At 66.7% G+C, this 24,715-nt stretch carries 18 protein-coding genes and 1 tRNA gene; 11 read left to right on the top strand and 8 right to left on the bottom strand.

The window, feature by feature from the left end; genetic code table 11:
• Nucleotides 1-193 precede the first annotated feature (193 nt).
• A tRNA-Ala gene (locus DJ70_RS11215) sits at nt 194-265 on the top strand.
• Between the two features lie 552 nt (nt 266-817).
• On the opposite strand, the gene DJ70_RS11210 is transcribed toward DJ70_RS11215, so the two are convergent.
• Complete coding sequence (locus DJ70_RS11210) at nt 818-2,524, bottom strand: DUF262 domain-containing protein (protein ID WP_094533032.1); 1,707 nt, start codon at nt 2,522-2,524, stop codon at nt 818-820.
• Between the two features lie 309 nt (nt 2,525-2,833).
• A complete protein-coding gene (locus DJ70_RS11205) occupies nt 2,834-3,307 on the bottom strand; it encodes a type IV pilin (RefSeq protein WP_094533030.1) in 474 nt (157 codons plus the stop codon).
• A gap of 172 nt (nt 3,308-3,479) precedes the next feature.
• Here DJ70_RS11205 and DJ70_RS11200 point away from each other — a divergent pair, with 172 nt between their 5' ends.
• On the top strand, nt 3,480-4,244 hold the full coding sequence (locus DJ70_RS11200) for a hypothetical protein (RefSeq protein ID WP_094533028.1): 765 nt from the start codon (nt 3,480-3,482) through the stop codon (nt 4,242-4,244).
• Between the two features lie 72 nt (nt 4,245-4,316).
• Here DJ70_RS11200 and sugE read toward each other — a convergent pair whose 3' ends face one another.
• Both sugE and DJ70_RS11190 read right to left on the bottom strand, forming a co-directional pair.
• Nucleotides 4,317-4,640, bottom strand: coding sequence for a quaternary ammonium compound efflux SMR transporter SugE (gene sugE / locus DJ70_RS11195; RefSeq protein WP_094533026.1), 324 nt, complete (start codon nt 4,638-4,640; stop codon nt 4,317-4,319).
• 27 nt (nt 4,641-4,667) lie between these two features.
• Nucleotides 4,668-6,377 (bottom strand): sensor histidine kinase, encoded by a 1,710-nt coding sequence (locus tag DJ70_RS11190; RefSeq protein ID WP_094533024.1) that lies wholly within the window; start codon nt 6,375-6,377, stop codon nt 4,668-4,670.
• A 129-nt stretch (nt 6,378-6,506) separates the two neighbouring features.
• On the opposite strand from DJ70_RS11190, the gene DJ70_RS11185 reads away from it, so the two are divergent.
• The 9 genes from DJ70_RS11185 to DJ70_RS11145 all read left to right on the top strand — a co-directional run bounded on the left by DJ70_RS11185 (nt 6,507) and on the right by DJ70_RS11145 (nt 21,019).
• The gene (locus DJ70_RS11185; RefSeq protein ID WP_094533022.1) at nt 6,507-7,847 is read left to right on the top strand and encodes an MFS transporter; all 1,341 of its coding nucleotides are present in this window, start codon (nt 6,507-6,509) and stop codon (nt 7,845-7,847) included.
• 102 nt (nt 7,848-7,949) lie between these two features.
• The gene (gene kynU / locus DJ70_RS11180; protein ID WP_094533020.1) at nt 7,950-9,401 is read left to right on the top strand and encodes a kynureninase; all 1,452 of its coding nucleotides are present in this window, start codon (nt 7,950-7,952) and stop codon (nt 9,399-9,401) included.
• Nucleotides 9,402-9,465: 64 nt separating this feature from the next.
• On the top strand, nt 9,466-11,733 hold the full coding sequence (locus DJ70_RS11175; protein WP_094533018.1) for a PAS domain-containing sensor histidine kinase: 2,268 nt from the start codon (nt 9,466-9,468) through the stop codon (nt 11,731-11,733).
• 112 nt (nt 11,734-11,845) lie between these two features.
• Nucleotides 11,846-14,752 carry a DEAD/DEAH box helicase gene (locus tag DJ70_RS11170; protein WP_179234041.1) on the top strand — a complete coding sequence of 969 codons (2,907 nt, stop codon included), beginning with the start codon at nt 11,846-11,848 and terminating at the stop codon, nt 14,750-14,752.
• A 332-nt stretch (nt 14,753-15,084) separates the two neighbouring features.
• Nucleotides 15,085-16,830, top strand: a complete 1,746-nt coding sequence (locus DJ70_RS11165) for an ABC transporter substrate-binding protein (protein ID WP_245810821.1) — start codon at nt 15,085-15,087, stop codon at nt 16,828-16,830.
• Nucleotides 16,831-16,922: 92 nt separating this feature from the next.
• Nucleotides 16,923-17,906, top strand: coding sequence for an ABC transporter permease (locus tag DJ70_RS11160; RefSeq protein ID WP_094533016.1), 984 nt, complete (start codon nt 16,923-16,925; stop codon nt 17,904-17,906).
• Nucleotides 17,907-17,910: 4 nt separating this feature from the next.
• Nucleotides 17,911-18,891 (top strand): ABC transporter permease, encoded by a 981-nt coding sequence (locus DJ70_RS11155; protein ID WP_094533014.1) that lies wholly within the window; start codon nt 17,911-17,913, stop codon nt 18,889-18,891.
• The gene (locus tag DJ70_RS11150) at nt 18,888-19,928 is read left to right on the top strand and encodes an ABC transporter ATP-binding protein (RefSeq protein WP_094533012.1); all 1,041 of its coding nucleotides are present in this window, start codon (nt 18,888-18,890) and stop codon (nt 19,926-19,928) included. Before DJ70_RS11155 ends, DJ70_RS11150 begins: the two co-directional genes overlap by 4 nt.
• A complete protein-coding gene (locus DJ70_RS11145) occupies nt 19,925-21,019 on the top strand; it encodes an ABC transporter ATP-binding protein (protein ID WP_094533010.1) in 1,095 nt (364 codons plus the stop codon). The genes DJ70_RS11150 and DJ70_RS11145 overlap by 4 nt, the downstream gene beginning before the upstream one ends.
• On the opposite strand, the gene DJ70_RS11140 is transcribed toward DJ70_RS11145, so the two are convergent.
• From DJ70_RS11140 to DJ70_RS11125, 4 genes are all read right to left on the bottom strand, one after another.
• Nucleotides 21,016-22,476: a metallopeptidase TldD-related protein gene (locus DJ70_RS11140; protein WP_094533008.1), complete on the bottom strand. Its 1,461-nt coding sequence runs from the start codon at nt 22,474-22,476 to the stop codon at nt 21,016-21,018. The two genes, DJ70_RS11145 and DJ70_RS11140, sit on opposite strands and share 4 nt — an antisense overlap.
• Nucleotides 22,477-22,563: 87 nt before the next feature.
• Nucleotides 22,564-22,806: a hypothetical protein gene (locus DJ70_RS11135; RefSeq protein ID WP_094533006.1), complete on the bottom strand. Its 243-nt coding sequence runs from the start codon at nt 22,804-22,806 to the stop codon at nt 22,564-22,566.
• A gap of 60 nt (nt 22,807-22,866) precedes the next feature.
• A complete protein-coding gene (locus tag DJ70_RS11130; RefSeq protein ID WP_094533004.1) occupies nt 22,867-23,121 on the bottom strand; it encodes a glutathione S-transferase N-terminal domain-containing protein in 255 nt (84 codons plus the stop codon).
• Nucleotides 23,122-23,240: 119 nt separating this feature from the next.
• Nucleotides 23,241-24,620 (bottom strand): NCS2 family permease, encoded by a 1,380-nt coding sequence (locus DJ70_RS11125; RefSeq protein WP_094533002.1) that lies wholly within the window; start codon nt 24,618-24,620, stop codon nt 23,241-23,243.
• Nucleotides 24,621-24,715 lie beyond the last annotated feature (95 nt).

Here is a 24,715-nt window from a genome sequence, read left to right as displayed (position 1 = left end):
CAGAATCGTTACGAGGTGTGGGATCGGGACGCGCGATCCGCCCGCTTCGGGTCGAACTCGGGTCGGCGGCCACCTAAGGGCGTCGGTCGCGGCGGTCGTGGCGATCCCGGCCCAGCTCGTCGGGTGTGAACCTCCCGCTCGGGGATCGGCGAAAAGTAAGGTACAAGTACGGACGGGGACTCGTTTCGGGTGCGGGCTCGTAGATCAGCGGCAGATCGCTTCCTTCGCAAGGAAGAGGCCCGGGGTTCAAATCCCCGCGAGTCCATCACCGGATCGCCTGTTCTGAAAGGAACAGACGGCGTCAGGTTCGCTCCGTCTGTGGACTGTTTTCGGGCGGAAATCCTTGCGTTCCACTCGTTCAATCATTGACGCGAGCTACGTGTGTATCCGCGCGGACGCCACTAATTATTTGCGGGCCATACAAAGCACTCCATGGTGTCCGCAGTAGCCGTGTCCGATGAGACACTGTTGACACGGCGGGGGGTGTGTGGAACTTGATCTCTGTTAGACCGTAATCTGTATCTTGTCGTCTCTTCGGAGTTTCATATTATGTAACTCCCGTTCTAGTCAATCCAGAAGCTGAATTTTTGCGGAGTATCTGCCCCGATTAGCATAGGCGTTTGTAGACGGTTTGTATAAAAAACACGCGCGAACCAGCGACCATGTGATTGTTTCCAAATTTCCTGGTATTCTGATTAACGCATCTCAGAAACACGAAAATCAACTTTATAGAACTTTGAGTATCTAACTAATGTACTCATATATAAAATAATACTATTTTTACATTTCGTGTTTTGTTATTGGAGCCGGTAGTTTCCTAAGCATCTAAGTTCCATATCTGAACCATCGCGTTGGCCAACTCAGAAGTTCGCTGATCGATTTCGTCTGTACCCCAGTTGTCGTAATCCTCGCACAGCTGCTGGTTCATCTGAAGCTTTGACTCAGCGTATGCTTCTTGCTTTTTTTCAAACGGATCGGCTCCAATCGAGATGTTCTTATCCGTCTCAAGTAACGTGAGATTCCCCAGCTTATCCCGGAACTGCTCGAACTGGGCTTCGGTAGTGCCGAGTGTAGAGGGCCATGCGCTGTACTTTTTGGCCGTAAACGATGCTCGTGGAGCGATATGCTCCCGATCGAGTTTATCCAGATCCAGCTCCGTGCCGTTGTAGTAATCCATCTCAAGCCGTTTGAGGATGTAACTCGTCCGATCGTTCAGCCGGACTCGCTTGTTCTCGATGGACGCGATGAACTCCTCGTCGCTGGGGCACCGATCCGAGAGTCCACTGTAGATCTCGCGGATCGAGTTCTCTTTCTCGAAGGCCTCAGAGCAGATTCGGGAATAAATCCGATCGAGTTCTCCACCAGTCGGATAGCTAGATACTTTCCACCGCATCAGGAAACTTTCCAATAGGAGCAGACTCTCCATTACTTTATTCGCCGTATTATACTCCTCAAACACACGCAGCATGAGTGTCCTCGCTTGGACAGAGTTGATGATCTCCAAGTCGTTGAGCTTGGAGTTGATCGCCTTGTTCCCCGCATCGTCGTACATGTCGATCTCGTGGTTGAGGATCTTCGCGTAGAGTTCTGCCTTGTCGGCTAGTTCTGTAACGTACTCATTCAGCGCAATTCCCGCGTCGGGAAGCTTTGAGTCAACAATTTTCTGGAACTCGTCGTAGAGCTTGTAGTCGGAGACGTCGCCATCGTAATTCGGCTCTGACGCAGACATAATGTAGTGTCGGAAAAAGCGACTCGGCTGACTCATGTTCGGCATGAGTGTCTTGATGAGTCGTTCCCAGTCATCCTGGACTTGCTCGTAGTCGATCTCTGAATCAGGCGCACTTGCTGCTTTACTGAACGTGTAGTTCTTCATCAGATCGACAGAAGAGAGCTCCATCCCGCGATCGTTTAGCGTCTCGAACAGTCGGAACGCGGACTGCTCGCCCTCACACCGGATTGACACAAGCGTTACTGACGCCAACAGTCTCTTTCTAAGCTTATCAAGTTCATCGACATCTAAGTCATCAAGCTTGCTCGCGTAGAATTGGACAGCTTCACGCAGCTGTCCATCATCCATTTTACCATACTTCCGCTCGATTACCTTCTCCAGATCAGGGTTGTCGAACGTACTAAGAGTAAGATTCTGATACTCATTCCGATCAAGATCTTGCTTTTTGAGATACTTGTTCTCGATATCCTCAGCCTGCTCTGATTCTCCCAGCTCGTAGTATTTCTCCCGCATTAGCGATAGGAGGACAGTGATCGTTGCGATCCGCTGCTGGCCGTCAACAATCTCCAGTTTGTTCAGTTCATTCAGGCCACTTGAGCGCTCAATGAGGACGACTGAACCCAAAAAGTGCGTTGAGTCCGGGCGAATTGAGTTCAGATCAGCCCACAATGCCCCCCACTGTTCCTCGCCCCACGAGTAGCGACGTTGGTAGTCCGGAACGGTATAGCGGTAGTTCCGGGTGAGAACTTGTTCGACTGTGTCTTCAGTCGCAGAGAGTCCAATCCCGTTCGCCATATCCGAAATCTATCATTCGAATATAAATAAAACACAACGCTCTTGTGTAGCATATTGTTGATGGACTGCTGTCTTGCGATTTGCGGTTATATGAATTGAACTGGAAGTCCACGGTAGAGACGTACAGAAAGTCGATCAGTCTTTCCGCTCAGCTACTGACGACTGTATCAACAATCTCCTACAGAAGAGCGATATCCGTAATAGTCGTGATGAACACGATCTCGTAACTAGAACTGTGTAACACGCCGGCGCTGAGAGTCAGGCACCGGACCGGCATAAAATCGAATTGGAGATAGACAGAATCTGATGCTAGTTGAAAGTGATCGGGTCTCCGATCACCACGTCGTCTGCGGGCTGGAACGTGCGATCTAGAAGGATCGACTCACTAGGTTGGTGGATAACCCGAATCCGGAGTTCCTCACTATTTGCTGCTACGGTATCGGAGCCGTTGGTGGAAGCAGTAACCGAATCACCGACACTAAACCGTTGGTCGATGGTGCCTTCAGACGAGCTACTGTAATCTGGGGAGCTAACAATAACGTTCAGTGCTCCCGATTCAATTGAATCGCCGCCACTGTGTTCAACAGTGATATTCGATCCCGAATTGGTAACTTCAGCACTAAGCTGCGCAGTCGGCTGACTGTCCCCGAGCGAGTCGCCGAGTCCGAGGACGAACGTTCCGATGACGGCGGCCAGAATGACGGTGATTGCGACCATCAGGATGACCCCGATAACGGGGCTCACGGCGCGGTCGTCCGTCGTGAATAGGTTGCTTGGTTTCATGATTGAACCCAGCTGGGGCCGAGAACGCGGGTACGAGCGTCCCCCGATCCGCGTTCGTCGGTTGCTGGCTATCTAAACGGAGGCGGATCCAGTATATGTACCTGCTGTCGTAAATATCACCCTTGAAAACGGAGTCGGCACGTTCAAATCCTGTTTGCGCGACGTCACGAGTATGTCACCCACGGCCCCGGCCCTCGCCCGTACCTACAGCGATCGAGAATACTCCGACCCGTGGGAGAAGGTCCTCGACTATCGACGCGTTCGGGAGCACGCCGCCGCCCACCCCGACCACGGGCGTACGCGGGTCGGAAACGCCCTCGATCTCCCGCCGAGCCGGGTTCGCGGCTGGCTCGACGGCGGGATGCCCGACCCGGTCCGTGGGGTCCGGACCGCGACCGATCACGGGTGGATCGATCCCGATCCGGACGGCGACGTGGCGGCCGCGCTCGTCGAGCTGCTCGCGCACGTCCTCGCGGGCGGGAGCATCACGAGCCGGACGTTCGTTCCCGCGGTGACGACCGGCCGGCGCGTCGGGCTCGAGGAGGTGCGGGACGCCTTCGGGCGCGTCGGCGTCGAGACCGTCGTTCGGCGTGTCGACGACGAGAACCGCGCGACCGAGGTGATCCCCACCGCCGACGGCTCGGTCCTCGGTCGGTGTCTCGTCACGATGGGCGCCCCCGCGGGCGAGAAGATCGCTCTCGACGCCTTTCCGTCGGTCGTGTGGGACGCCCCGAGCGCGGTCCGCGAGTCGTTCGCCCGCATCTACGTCGCCCACCGCGGCACCGGCTACTCGGGGAAGCGAACGATGGCGATCCGGGAGGAACGATCGACCGGGTACCTGGAGGGCCTCCGTGGGCTGCTGGCGGACGTGACCGGACAGCCGGTGACCGCCGGCGGCCGNNCGGCCGCCGCGGTCCGCGCACTCCGTGCGGCGTAGCCATTCGCGGTCGGCGGCGTCGAGCCTCCCGATCCGACGGGACGATCGGACCGCGGACGGCCCGGACGGAACTCAGTGCCCGCCGGACGCCAGGTGGAGCCCGACGATGCCGACGACGATCAGGCCGATACAGCCGGCGCGGACGAGCGTGGCCGGCTCGTCGAAGAGGACGACCCCGAGCGAGGCGGTGCCGACGGCCCCGATCCCGGTCCACACCGCGTAGGCCGTGCCCACGGGGAGCTCCTCGACGGCCCGCGCCAGAAGCACCATGCTGACCACGATGGCGACGCCGGTCGCGAGGGTCGGGAGCGGTTTGGAGAACCCCTCGGAGTACTCGAGGCCGATCGCCCACGCTATCTCGAACAGCCCGGCGAGGATCAGGAGGTACCACGACATCTCGGATCGAGGTTGCGGCCGGCCACGCTATAGGTTCGGGGGATACCTGGGCGGCCGGTCCGCGTCGTCCGGCACGTTCTCGACCCGGTCCGCGTTCACGAGCTCGACGACGAACACCGACCCCTCGGGGTCGTTGTCCTCCACCCACACCTCGCCGCCGAACTGGCTCGTCAACACGTGGACGAGGTACAGGCCGATGCCGGTTCCGGGGCTGTCAAGCCCCTTCTCGCCCTTTCCGAAGACCGCCCGCTTCCGCTCGTCGGGGATTCCGGGCCCGTCGTCCCGGACCGAGATCCTGACGCTCTCGCCCGCCGTCTCGACGGCGACCGTCACCTCGGGGGTCGCCCCGTCGTTGTGGCGGACCGCGTTCTCGAGGAGGTTCCGGAGGACCGACGAGAGCATCCCGTTGCCGCGCACTCGCACGTCCGGGATCTCGCCGTCGACGCGGAACGTCGCGTCCGGGAACGACTCGCGAACGGCCGCCAGCTCCGTGTCGACCGTCTCCCGCACGTCGACCGGCCGGAGGTTCGTCGCCTCCGCCGCCGACAGCGACTCGATGAACTCGCGGGCGGTCTCCGTGAGCTCGACGACGTGTGCTCCCTTCCGCAGGACGCGGTCGAGGACCGGCTCGAGGTCGTCGTCGACGCGTCCCTCGAACGTCTCCATCCAGCCGAGGATCACGGCCATGTCGTTCCGGATGTCGTGTCTGACGACGCGGTTCAGCGCCTCGAGCTGCTCCGTCTTCGTCTCGAGTCGTCGTCGGTACGCCTCCCGATCGGTCACGTCCGTGAGCGTCACCAGTCGTCCGGTCGGAACGCCGCCGACGGTGAACGGCGTGCTGACGACCTCGTAGGACCGCGACTCGCCGTTCCGGTCGATCGCACACACGCCGTCCGCCGCCAGGCGCTCGGCGACGGCGGCGTCGACCTCGTCGATCGGGTCCCCGACCGCGTCCGCGAGCGACGGGAGGATCTCCCGTGCGGAGGCGTTGTAGTCGCGAACGCGCCCGTCGCCGTCGAGGTAAATGGCCGGCTTGTCCGACGCGCCGGTGAGCCGGATCGTCTCGAGACGGGTGCTGTAGACGAAGAGCGTTCCGACCGCGAACAGCGCGACCCCTGGCGGCTCGTACATCAGCGGGAGCAGCCACTCCACCCGGCCGCCGAACAGCGTCGCGACGACGGGGATCCCCGTCACGCCCACGAGGGCTGCGAGCGGACGGCTGTCGGCGCCCGTGTAGTGGAACCGCTCGAGCAGCATGAAGAAGCCGACGCCGATCACGACGTACGACAGCCCGAGGACGAGCCAGTAGAGCAGCTCGTGACGGATCGCGAGGTGGGGAAACGGCTCGGTCGTCCACGCGGTGGTGAAGTAGAGGCCGTGAAACGCGTTCGTGAGTTTGAGCGCGGTGAAGACCGCGAAGACGGCGATCGCGGCGTTCCGGTACGGGGCCCGTCGCGGCGGGCGACCGGTGTAGGCGGCACAGAAGTACAGCCACGCGCCGACGGCGACGAACGCGAACACGAACCCCACCGTGTACCACGCGACCTTGCCCGCGGCGCTCGGCGCGAGCAGGTACCCGACGTACCCGATCGACCAGAGGGCGACCGAGAGGAGGAGCGCCGCCAGCCCGCGGCGGGTGTCGGCGTGTCGGATGCGTCGCACGCGCGGGAGGCTCGCCACGCAGGCGAGCGCGGAGACGGCGAAGACGCCCACGTGACTGAACAGGACGAGGTCCATGTCGGGGTTCCGAGTTCCTCACACGCCACGAAAACGCTTGGGAAACGGGCATCGAACCGCCCGACCGTCCCGGCAACCTCCTCATGTATCCGCGGGGTTATCACCGTCCCCGATGAACCTCGAGTTCACATGGACGCGAACGAGCGACGCATCGTCGCCTTCACGGCGAGCTCCCACGGGCTCGTCCACACCTACGAGCTGTCCATTCCGATCCTGCTCACGGTGTGGATCGCGGAGTTCTCGACCACGGCGGCGACGCTCGGCGCGCTCGTCACGGTCGGCTACGGGCTCTTCGGCGTCGGGGCGCTCCCCGGCGGCGTGGTCGTCGACCGCTTCGGCTCGAAGCCGGTCATCCTCGCGTGCCTGCTCGGGATGGGCGGCGCATTCCTGCTCGTCGGGGCCGCGCCGAGCCTCCCGGTGCTCGCGATCGCGCTCGCGGTGTGGGGCGTCACGGCGAGCGTCTACCACCCGGCCGGGCTCACGCTGCTCTCGAAGGCGGTCGAGCGCCGCGGCACCGCGCTCGGCTACCACGGCATCGGCGGCAACCTCGGCATCGCGCTCGGCCCCCTCGCGGCGGTCCTGCTGCTCGTCGCCTTCGACTGGCGGGTCGTCGCCGCGCTGCTCACGGTCCCGGCGTTCCTGGTCGCCGCCTACGGCTCCACCGTCGATGTCGACGCCGCGCTCGCGAGTGCCGACGCGGCGCCGGACGACGCGACGCCCGCGGCGCCGGACGACGCGGCGGCCGACGGCGACTCCGACCGTGCGAGCGACGAGGGCGCCGAGGCCGTCGCCGCGGACGGGAACGGAGACGCGAGCCTGGGGAGTTCGCTCGCCGGCTTCGTCGGCGACACGCGGTCGCTGTTGACGCTCGGGTTCGCGCTCGTGTTGGTGTTCGTCACGTTCAGCGGGCTCTACTACCGGACCTTCCTCACCTTCCTCCCGGACCTGCTCGGGGACGCGCTCGGCGGCTTCGCCGACCTCGGCATCGTCGACCCCTCGGGCGCGCTCGGCGAGGAGTTCGACCCGGCGCGGTACCTCTACGTCGCGATCCTGATGGTCGGCGTCCCCGGCCAGTACCTCGGCGGGCGGATCGCGGACCGGATCCCGCCGGAGCGGGGGCTCGTCTACCTCATGACCGTCCTGGCGGCGCTCGCGCTGGCGTTCGTGCCGGCCACCGGGGAGGTCTGGTCGTTCCTGCTCGTCTCCGGGCTGCTCGGCGTCGCGCTGTTCACCGTCCAGCCGCTCTCGCAGGCGACCGTCGCGGCCTACTCGCCGGCGGGAACGCGGGGGCTGTCGTTCGGCTACACCTACCTCGCGATCTTCGGCGTCGGGTCGCTCGGGGCCGGGCTCGCGGGGTTCGTCCTCACGGCCGCCGGCACCCGAGAGCTGTTCCTCGTGATCGCCGGGATCGCGGCCTGCGGGGCGCTCGCCGCCGCGTCCGTCCACCGGTTCGGCGAGTCCAGGGAGTGAGCCGTCGCGGCCGACGGCGCACCGAACTCGCCGTCGGCGGGGTCGACCCGACGCCCCCTCGACCCCCGGAAGGGCTTAGTCGCCGGCGGCGTCCCTCCCCGTATGGACGACGCACACGGCGACGACGCTCCCGCCACGGACGGTCCGTCCTCGGCCGACGGCGACGACCCGTACGCCCCCGCGACCGCGGCGCTCGACCGCGGCGGGTTCGACGCGGATCCGGTCGCGGTCGCCGCCCGCCTCGATGGGGACGACCCCCTCTCGGGGTTCGCCGACCGCTTCTCGGTCTCCGACGACGTGCTGTACATGGACGGCAACTCCCTCGGTCCCGCGAGCGACGCCGCGCTCGCGAGCCTCGACCGCGTCGTCGACGAGTGGCGCGAGCTGCTGATCGGCGGGTGGACCGACGCGGACCCGCCGTGGTTCGAGGTCGGCGAGCGGATCGGCGCGGCGCTCGCCCCGCTCGTCGGCGCCGCCCCCGACGAGGTCGTCGTCGGCAACTCGATCACGGTGAACGTTCACACCCTCGTCGGGACGTTCCTGGACGAGCTTCGCGCGGGCAACGGCCCGGACCGGGCGGGGCACGCGGCCGCCGACGGGACGTGGGCGTCCGGCGGCGATCCCGACGTCGATCCCGCGGTGTTGGTCAACGACCTCGATTTCCCCTCCGACCACTACGCGATCCGCGCACAGCTCCGGTCGCGGGGGATCGATCCGGACGAGAAGCTCCGGATCGTGGAGAGCCGCGACGGGCGGACGATCGACCCGCGCGACGTCGAGGCCGCCCTCGAGGCACACGACGACGTCGGGATCGTCTTCATGCCGACCGCGCTCTACCGGTCGGGACAGCTGTTCGACGTGGCGCGGATCACGGAGGCGGCCCACGACGCCGGGGCGTACGCGGGGTTCGACGCCGCCCACTCCGTGGGGGCCGTCCCGCACGCGTTCGCGGACGCGGACGTCGACTTCGCGGTGTGGTGTACGTACAAGTACCTCAACGCGGGACCGGGCGCGATCGGCGCGCTGTTCGTCGCCGAGCGACACCACGGGCTCACCCCGGCGCTGGCGGGGTGGTGGGGCCACGAGAAGGCGACGCAGTTCGAGATGAACATGACCTACACGCCCGCCGACTCCGCGGGCGCGTGGCAGATCGGCACGCCGCCGCTCCTGGCGGCGGCCCCGCTCGAGGGCTCGATCGAGACGCTGCGGGAGGCCGGCATCGACCGGATCCGCGCGAAGTCGCTCGCGCTCACCGACTTCCTGATCGCCTCGGTCGACGAGCGGCTCCCCGAGGTCTCGGTCGGCACGCCCCGCGACCGCGACGCCCGCGGCGGCCACGTCGCCTTAGAACACCCCGAGGCCGAGCGGTTGAGCGAGGCGCTGACCGACCGCGGCGTCGTGGTCGACTTCCGGCCCCCAAACGTCGTGCGGGTGTGTCCGGCCGCGCCGTACACCGCCTTCGCCGACGTGCTCGCGGTGGTCGACCGGATCGAGGCGCTCCTCGAGAGCGGGGACCACCTGGCGTACGCGGTCGGCGAGGGCGGGGTGACGTGAGCGGCGCCGGATCGGGAGGTCCTCGGATCGGCACCCCTTAAACCCTGCCGCCCCACCGATCCGTATGGGAAGTCGGCAAGGACCGTCTCCGGACGCCGAGTCCGATCCCGCGGTCGGTGACGCGGACGGGGACGTCTACGAGACCATCTTCTGTGAGATGGAGGACGCGGTCTTCCTGATCGACGTCGAGGAGGAGGACGGGGGGTACGCCTTTCGGTTCCAACGGACGAACGCGTCGCACCAGCGGCTCACCGGGATCTCGCTCGAGGAGATACGCGGCGAGACGCCGCGAGAGCTGCTCGGCGACGAACAGGGAGCGTCGGTCGCCGAGAACTATCGTCGCTGTGTCGAGGCCCGCGAGACGATCGAGTACGAGGAGTCGCTCGCGCTGCCCGGCGGGCAACGGGAGTGGCAGACGCGGCTGAGTCCGGTCGTCGAGGACGGGTCGGTGACGAAGGTCGTCGGCGTCGCCCGAGACGTCACGGACCAGAAACGGCGGGAGCGAACGCTCCAACGGATCAAAGACCGGCTCGAGCTCGCGGTCGAGGGCGCCCAGCTGGGGGTGTGGGACTGGGACATGACCTCCGACGAGGTCGAGTTCAACGACCAGTGGGCGTCGATGCTCGGACACTCGCTCGACGAGATCGAGCCGCACCTGGACGCGTGGGAGCGACGCGTCCACCCCGACGACCTCGAGGCGGTCGAGGACGCCCTGTCCGCCCACATCGCCGGCGAGACCGAGTACTACGACGCGGAACACCGGATGCGGACCGCCGACGGCGAGTGGAAGTGGATCCGCGACGTCGGGCGGGTCGTCGAGCGGGACGCGGACGACGAGCCGGTTCGGGCGGTCGGCATCCACCTCGACATCGACGACCGAAAGCGCCGGGAGACGGAGCTGGAGCGCACGCGGACGCTCATCGAGCGCACCCAGGAGAGCGCGTCGATCGGCTGGTGGGAGGTGGACCTGGTCGACGAGTCGCTCACGTGGAGCGACGAGGTGTACCGCATTCACGGCGTGCCGACGGACGAGTCGGTCGATCTGGGGGACGGGATGGAGTTCTATCACCCGGACGACCGCGACGCGATCGAGGCCGCCTTCGAGCGGCTGCGGACGGAGGGCGAGCCGTACGACCTCGAGTTGCGGATCGTCACGAGGTCCGGGGAGACCCGGTGGGTCAGGGCGATCGGCGACCCGCAGTTCGACGACGGGGGGACGGTCACCGGAGCGCTGGGGCTGTTCCAGGACGTCACCGAGCGGAAGGAGTACGAGATCGCCCTGGAATCGACCCGCGAGGAGCTCCGGCAGATCATCGACCTCGTGCCGGACCTCGTGTTCGTGAAGAACCGCGAGGGCGAGTACCTCCTGGCGAACGAGGCGACCGCGGCGGCGTACGGGAAGACGCCCGAGGAGGTCGAGGGGCGATCGGAGGCGGACATCATCCCCGACGTCGAGGACTCCGAGGCGTTCCGGCAGGACGACCTCGCCGTGCTCGAGTCGGGCGAGCCGAAGACGATAGACGGGGAGACGCTGACCACGGCGAGCGGGGAGACGCGGATCCTCCAGACGACGAAGATCCCCTATCGGATCGCCGAGACGGGCGAGGAGGCCGTTCTGGGATACGCCCGCGACGTGACCGAACTCAAGGAGTACGAGCGGACGCTCGAGGAACAGCGGGACAACCTCAAGCTGTTGAACCAGGTCGTTCGCCACGACATCCGGAACCAGCTGATGGTCGTCGAGGCGTACACCGAACTCCTCGAGGAGTCGTTGCCGGACGACCAGAGCCGGACGTACGCGCGGACGGTCATCGGGGCGGCGCGGCAGGCGGCCGACATCACGGAGACCGCCAGGGACGTCACCGACGTGCTGTTACAGGCCGGCTCCGAGCGGACGCCGGTGGACCTCCGGACCGAACTCACCGGCCAGATCGAACGGATCCGGTCGGACGAGGACCGCGCCGCGGTCACCGTCGACGGGTCGATACCGGACGTGACGGTACTGGCGGACGACCTGCTGGAGGCGGTGTTCCGGAACCTGCTGACGAACGCGGTCGTCCACAACGACAAGGAGGTGGCGGAGATCACGGTTTCGACCCGGCTCTCGGACGACGCGGTGTGCGTGTCGATCGCGGACAACGGCCCCGGAATCCCGGACGACCACAAGGAGCAGATATTCCAGGAGGGCGAGAAGGGCCTCGAGAGCGGGGGCACGGGGATCGGACTGTACCTCGTCGAGACGCTCGTCGACAAGTACGGCGGCGACGTGTGGGTCGAGGACGGCGAGCCGACCGGCAGCGTGTTCACCGTCGAACTGCGCCGCGCCGACTGAGAGGGGGCGGCGGCTCCCGTCGACGGCGACTCCCGGCGCTCGCTCGCGCGGGCCCCACCGCGCGCGGCGACGGGCTTAATCGCCCGAGCGCCCAACCGGGAACGATCAGAACATGTCGGACTCGTCGGGTATGGACGCCTTCACTCACCTCGGCGGCGAGGTCCGCGAGGCGCTCTCGGAGCGGGGGTTCTCCACGCCGACGGAGCCACAGCGGAAGGCGATCCCGCCGATCGCGGCCGGGAGGAACGCCCTGGTCCTCGCGCCGACGGGGACCGGGAAGACCGAGACCGCGATGCTGCCCGTCCTCGACGCGATACACGCGGCACGCGACGCCCCCGGCGACCCGCCGCGGGAGGGGATCTCCGCGCTCTACGTCACCCCGCTCCGCGCGCTCAACCGCGACATGATGGACCGGCTGGAGTGGTGGGGCGACCGGCTCGGGATCGAGGTGGCGGTGCGCCACGGCGACACCACCCGGTACGAGCGGTCGAAGCAGGCCGACGACCCGCCGGACGTGTTGATCACGACGCCCGAGACGCTCCAGGCGATCCTGACGGGCTCGAAGATGCGGGCCGCCCTCGAGGACGTCACACACGTCGTGATCGACGAGGTCCACGAGCTGGCGTCGGCGAAACGCGGCGCCCAGCTCACGGTCGGGCTCGAGCGGCTCCGGCGGGTGTCGGGCCCGTTCCAGCGGATCGGACTGAGCGCGACGGTGGGGTCGCCGGAGGAGGTGGGGCGGTTCCTCGTCGGCTGCGGGCGGCGCGACCCGGACCGGACGGGCGACCGCGCGTTCGAGACGGTCGAGGTCGCCGCCGGAACCCGGACCGACGTGCGCGTGCTCGACCCCGCGATCACCGACCGCGACTCGCGGCTGGCGGGCGAGCTCGCGACCGACGAGACGACCGCGAGCCACGTGCGGACGATCCGCGAGATCGTCGCGGACCACGAGTCGACGCTGATCTTCGTCAACACGCGACAGACCGCGGAGGCACTCGGCTCGCGGTTCAAGGCGCTCGCCGAGGACGACCCCGCGGACGAGGCGGTCACGATCGAGGTCCACCACGGATCGCTCTCGACTGAGGTCCGCGTCGACGTGGAGGACCGCTTCAAGGCGGGCGAGGTCGACGGGCTCGTCTGTACGTCCTCGATGGAGCTGGGCATCGACGTGGGCCGGGTTGACCACGTGGTCCAGTACGGGAGCCCCCGCGAGGTCGCCCGGCTGCTCCAGCGGGTCGGGCGCGCCGGCCACCGCCGCGATCTGGTCTCCGAGGGGACGGTCGTGACGGGGGGCGGCGACGACACGCTGGAGGCGATGGCGATCGCCCGGCGGGCCGGCGAGGGGCTCGTCGAGCCCGCGAGCATCCACCACGGCAGCCTCGACACGGTCGCGAACCAGGTCGTCGGCGTCGTGATGGACGAGGGGGAGGTCCACGCCAGGGAGGCCTACGAGACGGTCACGAACGCGTACCCCTTCCGGGACCTCTCGGAGCCGGCGTTCCAGGAGGTCGTCCGCGAGCTGGACGGCAACCGCCTGCTGTGGCTCGACGAGGAGTCGGACACCCTCGAGAAGTCCGGCGGCACCTGGCAGTACTTCTACGCGAACCTCTCGATGATCCCCGACGAGTCCACCTACGAGGTGTACGACATGTCCTCGCGGCGGGGGATCGGCACCCTGGACGAGCGGTTCGTCGTCAACTTCGCCGGCCCCGGCGAGACGTTCGTCCAGCGCGGCGAGATGTGGCGGATCACGGCGGTCGACGAGGAGGAGGAGCGCGTCGAGGTCACCCCGATCGCCGACCCCGCCGGGGAGGTGCCGTCGTGGGTCGGCCAGGAGATCCCGGTTCCGAGACCCGTCGCCGAGGAGGTCGGCCGGATCCGCGGCGAGGTCGCGAGCGCGCTCGCGGCCGGGTCGACGCCCGCGGCGGTCGCGTGCGACCTCGCGGACCGGTATCCGGCGGACGAGCGGACGGTCCGGGAGGCGATCGGCCCGATCGCGGACCACGTGGACGCCGGCCATCCGGTGCCGACCGACGAGCGGGTCACCATCGAGGGAAGCGCGCGGACCGTCGCGGTGAACGCGACGTTCGGCCACGAGGTCAACGAGACGCTCGCGCGGCTGCTCGCCGCGCTCGTCGGCCAGCGCGCGGGGTCGTCGGTGGGGATGGACGTCGACCCCTACCGCGTCGAGTTCGAGGTGCCGGGCGGGGTCGGTCCCGGCGCGTTCCGGGAGGTCCTCGAGACGACCGACCCGGAGGGGCTGGAGGCGTACCTCGAGATCGCCGTGAAGAACTCGGACGCGCTGAAGTTCACCCTGGCGCAGGTCGCCGCGAAGTTCGGGTCGATAAAGCGCTACCGGGAGGGTCGCGGGAAGTTCGGCGGCGACCGGCTGCTCGCGGCGCTCGAGGGAACCCCCGTCTACGAGGAGGCGCTCCGGGAGGTGTTCCACGTCGACCTCGCGGTCGCGGAGACGGCGGGGATCCTCGAGGGGATCCGGTCCGGGACGATCGCGCTCGAGACGGCCCGCGAGCGCACGCCGCTCGGCACGGCCGGCCGGTCGGCCGGCACGGAGTTCCTCGTGCCCGAGAACGCCGACGCCGACGTGATCGAGACGGTCCGCGAACGCATCCGGAACGACCGGGTTCGGCTCTTCTGTCTCCACTGTCGGGACTGGGAGCGGACGACGAAGGTCAGGCGGGTCGACGACCGTCCCGAGTGTCCCGAGTGCGGGTCGACCCGGATCGCGTCGCTGAACCCGTGGGACGAGGAGACGGTCGCGGCCGTCCGCGCCACGGAGAAGGACGACGAACAGGAGCGGCGAACCGAGCGGGCACACCGGGCGGCGAGCCTGGTCCAGACGCACGGAAAGCGCGCGGTGATCGCGATGGCCGCCCGCGGGGTCGGTCCGCACAACGCCGCCAGGATCATCAACCGGCTGCGCGAGGACGAGGACGAGTTCTACCGCGACGTGTTGCGCCAGGAGCGCGAGTACGCGCGGACGCAGTCGTTCTGGGACTGACGCGGGACCGGGGGCTGACCGGGGACCGCCTCGCGGCCGTCGGGAGCGACCGCGGCCCCGATCGAGATCGCGCCGAGACGGTCCGCGGACCGTCACCGTGACGCGTTCGTCCGTGGATCGTCACCGCGATACGGCGCGATCGAACGCGGACGAGATATCACGATCATAGATCAGTAACGACCATTAGGGAAAGAAAATCCATGGTAATACCCTTTCGAGGAGGATATACGCACAGATCATCACGCCTCTCGTTCATGATCGGATACTCGGGACCCATCGGAGTGGATGAACCACATATTTATATACTTCCTTGCGAAACGGTGGGTTGATCCATGGTTAGGTCAGACGCGGATATGAAACGGCGTGACTTCCTGAAAGCGACCGGTGCGGGCGGCACGGTCGGAATTACGGCACTGGCCGGCTGTTCCGGTGGCGGCGGTGGCGGCGACGGCTCGAGCGGCGACGGCTCGAGCGGTGACGACGGCTCGAGCGGCGACGGCTCGAGCGGCGACGACGGCTCGGGTGACGACGGGTCCGACAGCGGCGGTGGGAGCAACCTCCCGACGTACACCTACACCAACAACGCGCAGAGCTACAACCCGCCGCGGCACGACGCGATCAACCTCATCGCGAGCCAGTTCGGCGACGAGCTCGGCCTCGACATCGAGGTCGACGTGCTCGAGTGGGGGACGCTGTTCAGCCGGGTCTCCCAGGAGTACGACTACAGCTTCGCGACGTGGCACACGTTCTTCGTCTCGGAGCCGGTCACCGAGCTGAACAACCTGTTCAACTCCAACAACGTCGATCCTGGCCAGGGGAACTACTCCGGCTACCAGAACGAGGACCTCGACGAGCTGATGACCAGCTACCTGGCCGAGCCGGACGCCGACACCCGGATCGACCAGTGTCACGAGATCCAGCAGACGCTGATGGACGACGTGCCGACGATGCCCATCACGCAGATGCCTCAGGCGGCCATCTACAACAGCAACCAGACCTCCAACTGGGAGCCCACCCTCGCGAGCGGGTTCAACTCCTACTGGACGATGGTCAACCTGGAGATGGAGGGCGGCGAGACCGTCCTGAAGGGGTACTGGCCGGAGACGCTCTCGACGATGAACGTGCTCGGGCACAACGACGAGAGCAAGCACGTCTACCAGTTCAACATGCTGTACGACAAGCTGCTCCAGCTTAACCCCGACGGCGAGATGGACCCCGAGGTCAGCCTCGCCACCGACTGGAACCGGGTCGACGAGACCACGATGGAGTACACCATCCGGTCGGACCACTCGTGGCACGACGGCGAGGACGTCACCGCCCAGGACGTCGCGTTCACGTACAACTACATCAACGACAACGAGGTGCCGCTGTACTCCACGCAGGCGCAGTACCTCGAGAGCGCGGAGGCCGTCGACGAGACGACGGTGCGCATCAACATGTCCCAGCCGCTCGGGCCGTTCAACCTCTCCGTCGCCAACATCATCCCGATCATCCCCGAGCACAAGTGGGCAGACCGGAGCAACCCGGCGCAGGCGAACATCGAGGAGCCGGTCGGCAGCGGTCCGATGGAGTACGACTACTGGGAGCAGGGTAGCGAGTTCGGCCTGGTCCGGAACGACGACCACTTCGCGCCCGTCAGCTTCGAGCGGCGCTTCTGGCGGGTCATCCCCGAGGCGTCGACGGTGTGGGAGAACCTCATCAGCGGCGACCTCAACTACGAGCCGTTCGGCCGGATCGACCGCCAGCTCGACCAGAACCAGGACAACGAGAACATCGGGACGCAGTTCGGCACCGCCCCGACGTTCTGGCACTTCACGTCGAACACGCGCCAGGAGGGTCTCGACGACCCGCAGCTGCGGAAGGCGCTCGTCGAGACGATCCCGCGGACGCCCATCGTCGACCAGATCCTCTTCGGCTTCCCGGAGCCGGGCTTCAACGTCGTCTCCCCGGCGTTCGGTCCGCTCCACACCGAGGACATCACGACGTACGAGGAGAGCGTGGACGCCGCGCGGAGCCGCCTCGAGGAGGCCGGCTACTCCTGGAACGACGACGGCATGATCCAGGCACCGAGCGAATAGAGCCGAGACCACAGAGATCGAACCGGTCGCTCACCGCGACCTTCACGGCGCAATCTTTAAACGAACCACAAAGATATTAGTGACTAAGTAACATGGGAAAAGCTAGCTTCGTTGTCAGGCGCACGCTCCAACTCGTCGTGACGTTGTGGGCGGTCGGAACGGTGCTGTTCGGGCTGTTCAGGCTCATGCCTGGCGACCCGACATCGTACGTGATATCGTCACAGATGACACAGGAGGCCCGCCAACGGCTCATCGAGAGCTACGGGCTCAACGACCCGCTGTACGTTCAGTACTTCCGGTTCCTCGAGAACCTGGTCCAGCTGAACTTCGGGCAGTCGTTCCACTCGAACCAGCCAGTCACCGACATCATCGCGACGTACATGCCGAACACGCTCGTGTTGATGCTGTCGGCGTTCGTCGTCGCGTACATCCTCGGCATCACGCTCGGCGTGTTGTCGGGCTGGTACCGCGGCTCCCGGTTCGAGCGGAGCACGGTCATCACCGCGCTGACCGCCCGGAGCGTCCCGACGTTCTACGTCGGGCTCATCGTGCTCTGGATCTTCGGCGCCGAGCTCGGCGTCATCCCGATGAGCGGGATGACCAGCCTGGGGACCGGCGGGCAGAACACGGGCTTCCTCGACATGGTCTTCTCCGTGGACTTCCTCAAACACCTCATCGCGCCGGCGTCGGTGCTGGCGTTCTACTACATGGGATACCCCCTCCTCATCATGCGCTCGAGCATGCTGGAGGTGCTCTCCGAGGACTTCATCGACGTCTGCCGTGCGAAGGGGCTCAAGGAGCGGACGATCATGTTCAAACACGCCGCCCGCAACGCCCTGCTGCCGATCGTCACGGCGGCCGCGATCGCCCTCGGTTACGCCGTCGGCGGGAGCGTCCTCATCGAGACGGTGTTCGCGTGGCCCGGCATCGGTCGGGAGATGGTCCGCGCGGTCCTCCGGCGCGACTTCCCGGTCGCGCAGGGCACGTTCATCGTGCTCGCGTCGACCATCATCTTCCTGAACTTCGCCGCCGACCTCGCGTACGGCTACCTCGACCCGCGGGTGACTTACGACTAGACCAATGGCCCAAGAAGAACAATCAAGTCGGTCGATATACACCGACATCGACGACGCCGGCTCCGACGAGGAGATAAACAAGTGGCAGCGGACGTTCCGCCTCTGGCGCGAGACGCTCAAGGAACACTGGGGGCTGTTGACCGACGAGCTGTCGGTCAAGCTCTCGATGCTCGTCGTCGCGGGGTTCATGCTCATCGCGATCTTCGCCCCGTTCATCGCGACCCACCAGCCGCTCCAGCGGCAGTACCAGGGCGAGGCGGGGATCATCATCGAGGACTGGGTCGAGCCGTCGCTGCTCGGCGCGGACACCGAGTACCTCCTCGGGACGACCGCGGAGGGGTTCGACATCTTCAGCCAGCTCATCTACGGCACGCGCGCCGCGCTGCTGGTCGGTCTCGTCGCCGCGATCTTCACCGCGGGGATCGGGACCCTCGTCGGCCTCGTCGCCGGCTACTACGGCGGGAAGGTCGACGACGCGCTGATGCGGATCGTCGACTTCCTCTACGGGATGCCGCTCCTGCCGACGGTCATCGTCCTGGTCGCCGTGTTGGGCCCGGACCTCTGGAACATCATCCTCGCGCTGATCGTCCTCCAGTGGCGCTCGACCGCCCGTGTCATCCGCTCGCAGTCGCTGTCGCTCCGTGAACGCCCGTTCGTGAAGGCCGCCGAGGTCGCCGGGGCGGGCGACTGGCACATCATCAGTCGACACCTCGCGCCGAACGTCCTCCCGATGACGTTCCTCTACGGTTCCTTCGGGATCGCGTGGGCCATCCTCGCGGAGGCGGGGATCTCGTTCATCGGCCTCGGCGACCCGAACACGGTGTCGTGGGGAACGATGCTCCAGGCCTCCCGCGCGTACTCCGCGCTCTCGTTCGGCGCGTGGTGGTGGTTCGTGCCGCCGGGGATCTGTATCGGCCTGCTCGTCATCAGCGGTTTCCTCATCGGCCGCGGCTACGAAGAGATCACTAACCCCAAACTACAATGAGTCAACTGGAAGTCGAAGACCTCGAAGTCTACTACGAAACCGAAGAAGGGCCGGCACAGGCGGTCGACGGCGTCTCCTTCGAACTCGAACAGGGAGAGAACCTCGGCATCGTCGGCGAGTCGGGCTGTGGAAAGACCACGCTCGCGAAGGCGATCATCGGGATCCTCCCCGACGCCGGCTACATCAACAACGGAAGCATCAACTTCCAGGGCGACGACCTGACGGAGCTGTCCGAACCGGAGCGCCGCCGGCTCAAGTGGGAGGAGATCTCCATGATCGCCCAGTCGGCGATGAACTCGCTTGACCCGGTGTACACCATCCGCGAACAGATCGTGGAGGCCATCGAGACCCACCGTCCGGGGACCGGCCGCGTCGAGTCCGACGAGATCGTCACCGAGATGTTCGAGCTCGTCGGGCTCGACCCGGAGCGTGCCGACGACTACCCGCACCAGTTCTCCGGCGGGATGCGCCAGCGCGCCATGATCGCGATGGCGCTCGCGCTCGAGCCGTCGCTGATGCTGGCTGACGAGCCGACCACGGCGCTCGACGTGATCATGCAGGACCAGATCCTCAAGCGGATCGGGTCGATCCAGGAGGAGATCAACTCCTCGATGCTCGTGATCACCCACGACGTGAGCGTCGTGGCCGAGACCTGCGACCGCGTCATCGTGATGTACGCCGGGAAGATCGCGGAGGAGGGTCCCGTCGAGGAGATCTTCAACCAGCCGTATCACCCGTACACGATCGGGCTGAAACGCGCGTTCCCGAACATCCGCGAGAGCGACCAGGACCTGCTCTCCATCGCCGGCTACCCGCCCGAACTCGTCGACCCGCCGCAGGGCTGCCGGTTCGCCGAGCGGTGTCCGATGGCGACCGACAGGTGCCGTGAGGAGGAGCCGGAGGCCCACTACGAGAACGGGCTCCGCTCCTACTGTCACTACGCGGACGAGATCGACACCGAGCTCCGGCCGTACGCCGACGAGTCGGAGACGTGGAGACAGACCGCCGCGGCCACCGACGGGGGTGTCGAGGAATGAGCGCGAACAACGTCCTCCTCGAGGTCGACGACCTGAAGAAGCACTTCAAGGTCAACCAGGGATGGATCGCCAGCCTGATGGAGTCGTTCGGCAGCGGCGAGCCCGACTACGTCCACGCGGTCGACGGCGTCTCCTTCGAACTCAGGGAGGGGGAGACGCTCGGGCTCGCCGGCGAGTCCGGCTGCGGGAAGACGACGACCGGGATGTCGCTGGTGAAGCTCCACGAGCCGACCGCCGGCGACATCATCTACGACGACAAGCGCCTCTCGGAGGCGAGCGACGCGGAGATCAAGCAGTTCCGGCAGAACGCCCAGATGATCTTCCAGGACCCCTTCGAGAGCCTCAACCCGCGGATGACGGTGTACGACACCGTCGCCGAGCCGCTGCGCATCCACGACATCCCCAACGAGACGGCGCGGGTCCAGCGCGCCCTCGAGTTCGCGGAGCTGCTCCCGGCCGAACACTACTTCGACCAGTACCCCCACGAGCTCTCCGGCGGCCAGCGACAGCGGGTCGCGATCGCGCGGGCGCTCGTGCTCGACCCGGACTTCATCGTCGCGGACGAGCCGGTGTCCATGCTCGACGTGAGCCTCCGTGCCGGGGTGCTCTCGCTCCTCGACCGGATGACGGAGGAGTTCGGCCTCTCGGTCGTCTACATCAGCCACGACCTCTCGCTGCTCCGGCACATGTGTGACCGGCTGGCGATCATGTACATGGGCAAGATCGTCGAGAAGGGGCCGACCGACCAGATCATCGAGAACCCCCAGCACCCGTACACCCAGTCGCTCATCAACGCCGTTCCCGTTCCCGACCCGGCGGTGGGTCGCGAGCGCGTCGAGCTTCAGGGCGAGGTCGGCGACGTCATCGACATCCCCTCGGGCTGTCGGTTCAAGAACCGGTGTTCGGAGTACATCGGCGACGTCTGTGACCAGGTGGTGCCGCCGTTGGAGCAGAAGACGGAGTTCGAGCAGGACGTCGCCTGTCACCTCTACGAGAGCGCCGAGGGGTACGACCCCTACGAGGAGATGGGCGGAAGCCCGAGCGCGGCGGAGACGGGCGAGGGAGCCGAGTCGACGCCCGCGGACGACTAGTTCTCTTCTTTCACCGGCGCTTCCAGCCGGAGTCCGGGTGCCGTCACCGCGAACGGCAGCTGGGACTTGTGTTTCTCACAGACGCCGGTCACGGTGCCGCGGACGTTCCCGACCCGCGAGGCGTTCCGGAGCACGTCCGGCGTGTACTCCACGGCGAGGTCGTCGACGCGGCCGGCGCGCGCGCCGTCCTCGAGCCGGTACCCCTCCGCGATCGGGAGCTCGGCGGAGCCGCAGTCCGGTCGCTCCTCGGTCATGGCGTCGATGTCCTTCGCGTAGAGGGCGCTCGCCGGGAAGACGCCCGACCGCTGGACGCGTTCGAACTCGTCGTAGAGCCACGGCCGCTTGAACCGCTCGACGTACACGTCGGCGTCCTCACGGAGCGCCGCGGCGTCCGCGTCGCCGGCGTCGACCTCCAGGTGGCGGGCGTGGATCCGCGGCGGCTCGGTGAAGCCGAGGCTCGGGACGCTGTTGCCGGCCGGGTAGGTGTCCTCCTCGGCCGCGGTGGTGGTGTTGTGGAGCAGTCGCTCGATCCGCCCGTTCGAGACCAGCCGCGTGGGGCTCGTCGGCTTGGCCTCGGCGTCGTAGGCGCGAGCAGCCCAGGAGCCGGCGTGGACCGTGTCCTCGATCTCGAGGTCCGCCGGGCCGATCCGGTCGCCGACCTCGTAGGGACTCAACCCCATGTAGTCGGCGTCGGCCTCGAGGTAGTGTGAGACGAAGTGGAACAGCTGGCCGGCGGCCTCCGGGCTCAACGCGAGCGTGACCTCGTCGGCCGGCGCGTCGGCGACCTCGGCGGCCGAGAGCGATCGCGCGTCCGCCGCGGCGGCCGCGACGATCTCGGGGATCTCCTCGAGGAAGGCCGCGCCCTCCGTCGACCCCGCGTGTCGGCTCACCTGGGGCCCGTCGGCGAGCGTGAGGCTGAAGTTCAGTCGCGCGCGGTCGAGCGTCGTCCGGACGACGCTCCCGGTGGTCGTCCCGACGGCCTCCTCGATGTGGGCGTCCATGTAGTTCGCCCACACGCGGTCGAGGTCGAGGTCGTCCGCGGACGCGAGCGCGTCCTCGACCGTCGCGGACTTCTCGTCGCCGTCGACCGCGTGGATCGGCTCCTCGGCCCAGCCGCCGTGGGTCCCTCGGTGGGTCGTGTAGGCGTCGAACCGACCCGGTTCGTCCTGCGCGAGCACCTCGCCGCTCCGGATCGCACGGTCGGCCACGTCGCGCAGGCCCTCCTCGTCGATCGCGTTCGTGTAGCGGTAGTCGGCCGCGCCGTCGGCGAAGACCCGGAGCCACACGCCGGTCTCCGTGAACTCCGTCGTGCTCCGCGGGCCGTCGCCCGTGACGACGAGGTCCGTCTTCTCCTGATAGACGCCGCCGACCTCGGCGTACGACACCGCGTCGTCGGCCTCGAGGCTGTCGAGCAACCAATCCATTGCGTCCAACACGTCCTCGCGTTCGTCGCTCATGGACGTGTGATCTCCGCTCTCACACATGAAACCCGTGACTTCCGTGGACGGCGGTCGGGGTCGAGCGATGCGAGGACGGCGCGCGGGTCAGCGCTCGTTCTCCCGGCGCTGCTCCTCGGCTTTCGCCTCGTACTGTCTCGCCACGCGCTTCTCCTGGAGCTTCTTCCTGTACTCCCAGTAGCCGGCACCGAGGATGAGGGCGGCGAGCACGGTGCCCTGAAACGGCGCGCCGTCGAGCACGAGGTAGACGAACGCCCCGACCGCGAACAACAGCGAGAGTCCGAGCGTCGCCCTCGCCCACCGCTGTTTCGGCGCGCGAGGGAGGTTCATGCCCGTGGATTCGACTCGGGACGTATCAACGTTGGCCTTCGAAACGCCCGGTCGCCGCGTCTAGCTCGCGCCGCCGTACGTCTCCTCGAGGTACTCGACGATGTCGTCGCTCTCGGGCATCGCGTCGATCCCGTTCGCCTCGTCGACGAGGACAGGGACGCCGGTCTGGCCGCTCACCTCCTCCACCTCGGTCCGCTCGCCGTGCGGGCGCGGGACCATGATCGACTCGTACTCGAGGTCGAGCTCGGCGAGCGTCTCCTTGACCTTCGCACAGTACGGGCAGCCCTCCAGTTCGTAGAGTTTCAGGTCCGCCATCGCCCGAGGCTACACGCTCGGGAGGTAAAGAACCTCCGCGGACGGTGTACGCGGCGCGCACGCCCGGCGTGGGCGACTGAAGGGGAACGGACCGCGGCCGAGGAAGCGGCGGTCCCCGTCTAGAGGATCACGCCGCGGGTCTGGAGCACGTAGTAGACGACGAGCAGCGCCGCGATGACGTACTGGCCGAGCCGGACGTCGTCGAGCTCGCCGACGGCGACCTTGATGAGCGGGTACGCGATGATGCCGGCGGCGAGTCCGTCGGCGATGGAGTAGGCAAACGGCATGACCGTGACGGTGAGTCCGGCCGAGACGGCCCACGCGGGGTCGTCCCAGTCGACCTCGACGAGCCCCTGGAGCATCATCACGCCGACGACGATCAGCGCGATGAAGGACGCGTACGCGGGGATGGCGGCCACCAGCGGGATCACGGCGAGCGACGCGAGGAACAGGAGCGCGACGACGAGGGCGGTGAGTCCGGTGCGGCCGCCCTCCTCGACGCCGGTCGACGACTCGATGAACGTCGTCACGGTGGAGGTGCCGAGCATCGCGCCGGCGGTGGTGCCGACCGCGTCGGCCATCAGCGGCTTGTCCATCTCCGGCAGGTCGCCGTCCTCGTCGAGGAAGTCGCCGAACTGCGAGACGCCGATGAGCGTCCCGGCGGTGTCGAAGAAGTCGACGAAGAAGAAGGTGAACACGACCAGGGCGAACGTGAGCGGCTCGACGTCGGCGAGCCCGTCGACGAACGCGCCGGCGAGCGGCGTGATGTCGTACTGGGCGGACGGCAGCGACTCCGGGGTGACGACCCCGCGCTCGAAGAGGCCGGCGAGCGTGAGCCCCCAGCCGGCGAGCGACGTCGTCACGATCCCGATCACGATGGCTCCGGTGACGTTCCGCGCCCACAACACGAACGTCAGGACGAGTCCGGCCAGCCCGAGGATCGCCCACGGGTTCCCGAAGACCCCGCCGAGCGTGACGAGCGTCGCGTCGTCGGGGACGACGATCTGAAGCTCCTGAAAGCCGATGAAAAGCAGGAACAGCCCGATGCCGGCACCGACGGAGCGTTTCACCGGTTCGGGAAACAGCCGGATGACGTACTCGCGTGCGCCGATCGCGGTCAGCGCCATGAAGAGGATCCCCTCGACGAAGACGGCCGCCAGCGCCGTCTCCCACGGGATCCCGAGCCCTAACACGACGGTGAACGCGAAGAACGCGTTGAGCCCGAGCCCCGGCGCGAGCCCGAACGGGCGGTTGGCGTACAGCGACATCACGAGCGTCGCGAGCGCCGAGGAGAGGATCGTCGCGATCGCGATCATCTGGACCACCTCGAAGAACTCGTAGCCCGGAATCCGGATCGCCTCGGCGAGGATGAACGGGTTCACCACGATGATGTACGACATCGCGAGGAACGTCGTGAGCCCCGCCACCAACTCGGTCCGGAAGTCCGACCCGTGCTGTTCGACGTCGAACCGCGCCGTCAGGGTGTCTGCGATCCCCATTGGTTACTCGTGGATACTCCCGGTGTCGAACATAAGGATTGCTACCTGAAACCAGCAGATATACACAAATGTGTATATCTCCGCGGTCGATCCGT

Source organism: Halorubrum halodurans (assembly GCF_002252985.1).
GTDB classification, from domain to species: Archaea; Halobacteriota; Halobacteria; order Halobacteriales; family Haloferacaceae; genus Halorubrum; species Halorubrum halodurans.
The sequence above is the reverse complement of the archived record's forward strand: the minus strand, read 5'-3'. Positions and strand labels throughout refer to the sequence as shown.

What these genes read in the sequence shown, in the direction of transcription:
- DJ70_RS11135 (WP_094533006.1), bottom strand. Translation starts at nt 22,806, where the DNA reads ATGAACCTCCCTCGCGCGCCGAAACAGCGGTGGGCGAGGGCGACGCTC.
- DJ70_RS11190 (WP_094533024.1), bottom strand. Translation starts at nt 6,377, where the DNA reads ATGGACCTCGTCCTGTTCAGTCACGTGGGCGTCTTCGCCGTCTCCGCG.
- DJ70_RS11185 (WP_094533022.1), top strand. Translation starts at nt 6,507, where the DNA reads ATGGACGCGAACGAGCGACGCATCGTCGCCTTCACGGCGAGCTCCCAC.
- sugE (WP_094533026.1), bottom strand. Translation starts at nt 4,640, where the DNA reads ATGTCGTGGTACCTCCTGATCCTCGCCGGGCTGTTCGAGATAGCGTGG.
- kynU (WP_094533020.1), top strand. Translation starts at nt 7,950, where the DNA reads ATGGACGACGCACACGGCGACGACGCTCCCGCCACGGACGGTCCGTCC.
- DJ70_RS11130 (WP_094533004.1), bottom strand. Translation starts at nt 23,121, where the DNA reads ATGGCGGACCTGAAACTCTACGAACTGGAGGGCTGCCCGTACTGTGCG.
- DJ70_RS11125 (WP_094533002.1), bottom strand. Translation starts at nt 24,620, where the DNA reads ATGGGGATCGCAGACACCCTGACGGCGCGGTTCGACGTCGAACAGCAC.
- DJ70_RS11145 (WP_094533010.1), top strand. Translation starts at nt 19,925, where the DNA reads ATGAGCGCGAACAACGTCCTCCTCGAGGTCGACGACCTGAAGAAGCAC.
- DJ70_RS11160 (WP_094533016.1), top strand. Translation starts at nt 16,923, where the DNA reads ATGGGAAAAGCTAGCTTCGTTGTCAGGCGCACGCTCCAACTCGTCGTG.
- DJ70_RS11155 (WP_094533014.1), top strand. Translation starts at nt 17,911, where the DNA reads ATGGCCCAAGAAGAACAATCAAGTCGGTCGATATACACCGACATCGAC.
- DJ70_RS11150 (WP_094533012.1), top strand. Translation starts at nt 18,888, where the DNA reads ATGAGTCAACTGGAAGTCGAAGACCTCGAAGTCTACTACGAAACCGAA.
- DJ70_RS11140 (WP_094533008.1), bottom strand. Translation starts at nt 22,476, where the DNA reads ATGAGCGACGAACGCGAGGACGTGTTGGACGCAATGGATTGGTTGCTC.
- DJ70_RS11170 (WP_179234041.1), top strand. Translation starts at nt 11,846, where the DNA reads ATGTCGGACTCGTCGGGTATGGACGCCTTCACTCACCTCGGCGGCGAG.
- DJ70_RS11210 (WP_094533032.1), bottom strand. Translation starts at nt 2,524, where the DNA reads ATGGCGAACGGGATTGGACTCTCTGCGACTGAAGACACAGTCGAACAA.
- DJ70_RS11205 (WP_094533030.1), bottom strand. Translation starts at nt 3,307, where the DNA reads ATGAAACCAAGCAACCTATTCACGACGGACGACCGCGCCGTGAGCCCC.
- DJ70_RS11175 (WP_094533018.1), top strand. Translation starts at nt 9,466, where the DNA reads ATGGGAAGTCGGCAAGGACCGTCTCCGGACGCCGAGTCCGATCCCGCG.
- DJ70_RS11165 (WP_245810821.1), top strand. Translation starts at nt 15,085, where the DNA reads ATGGTTAGGTCAGACGCGGATATGAAACGGCGTGACTTCCTGAAAGCG.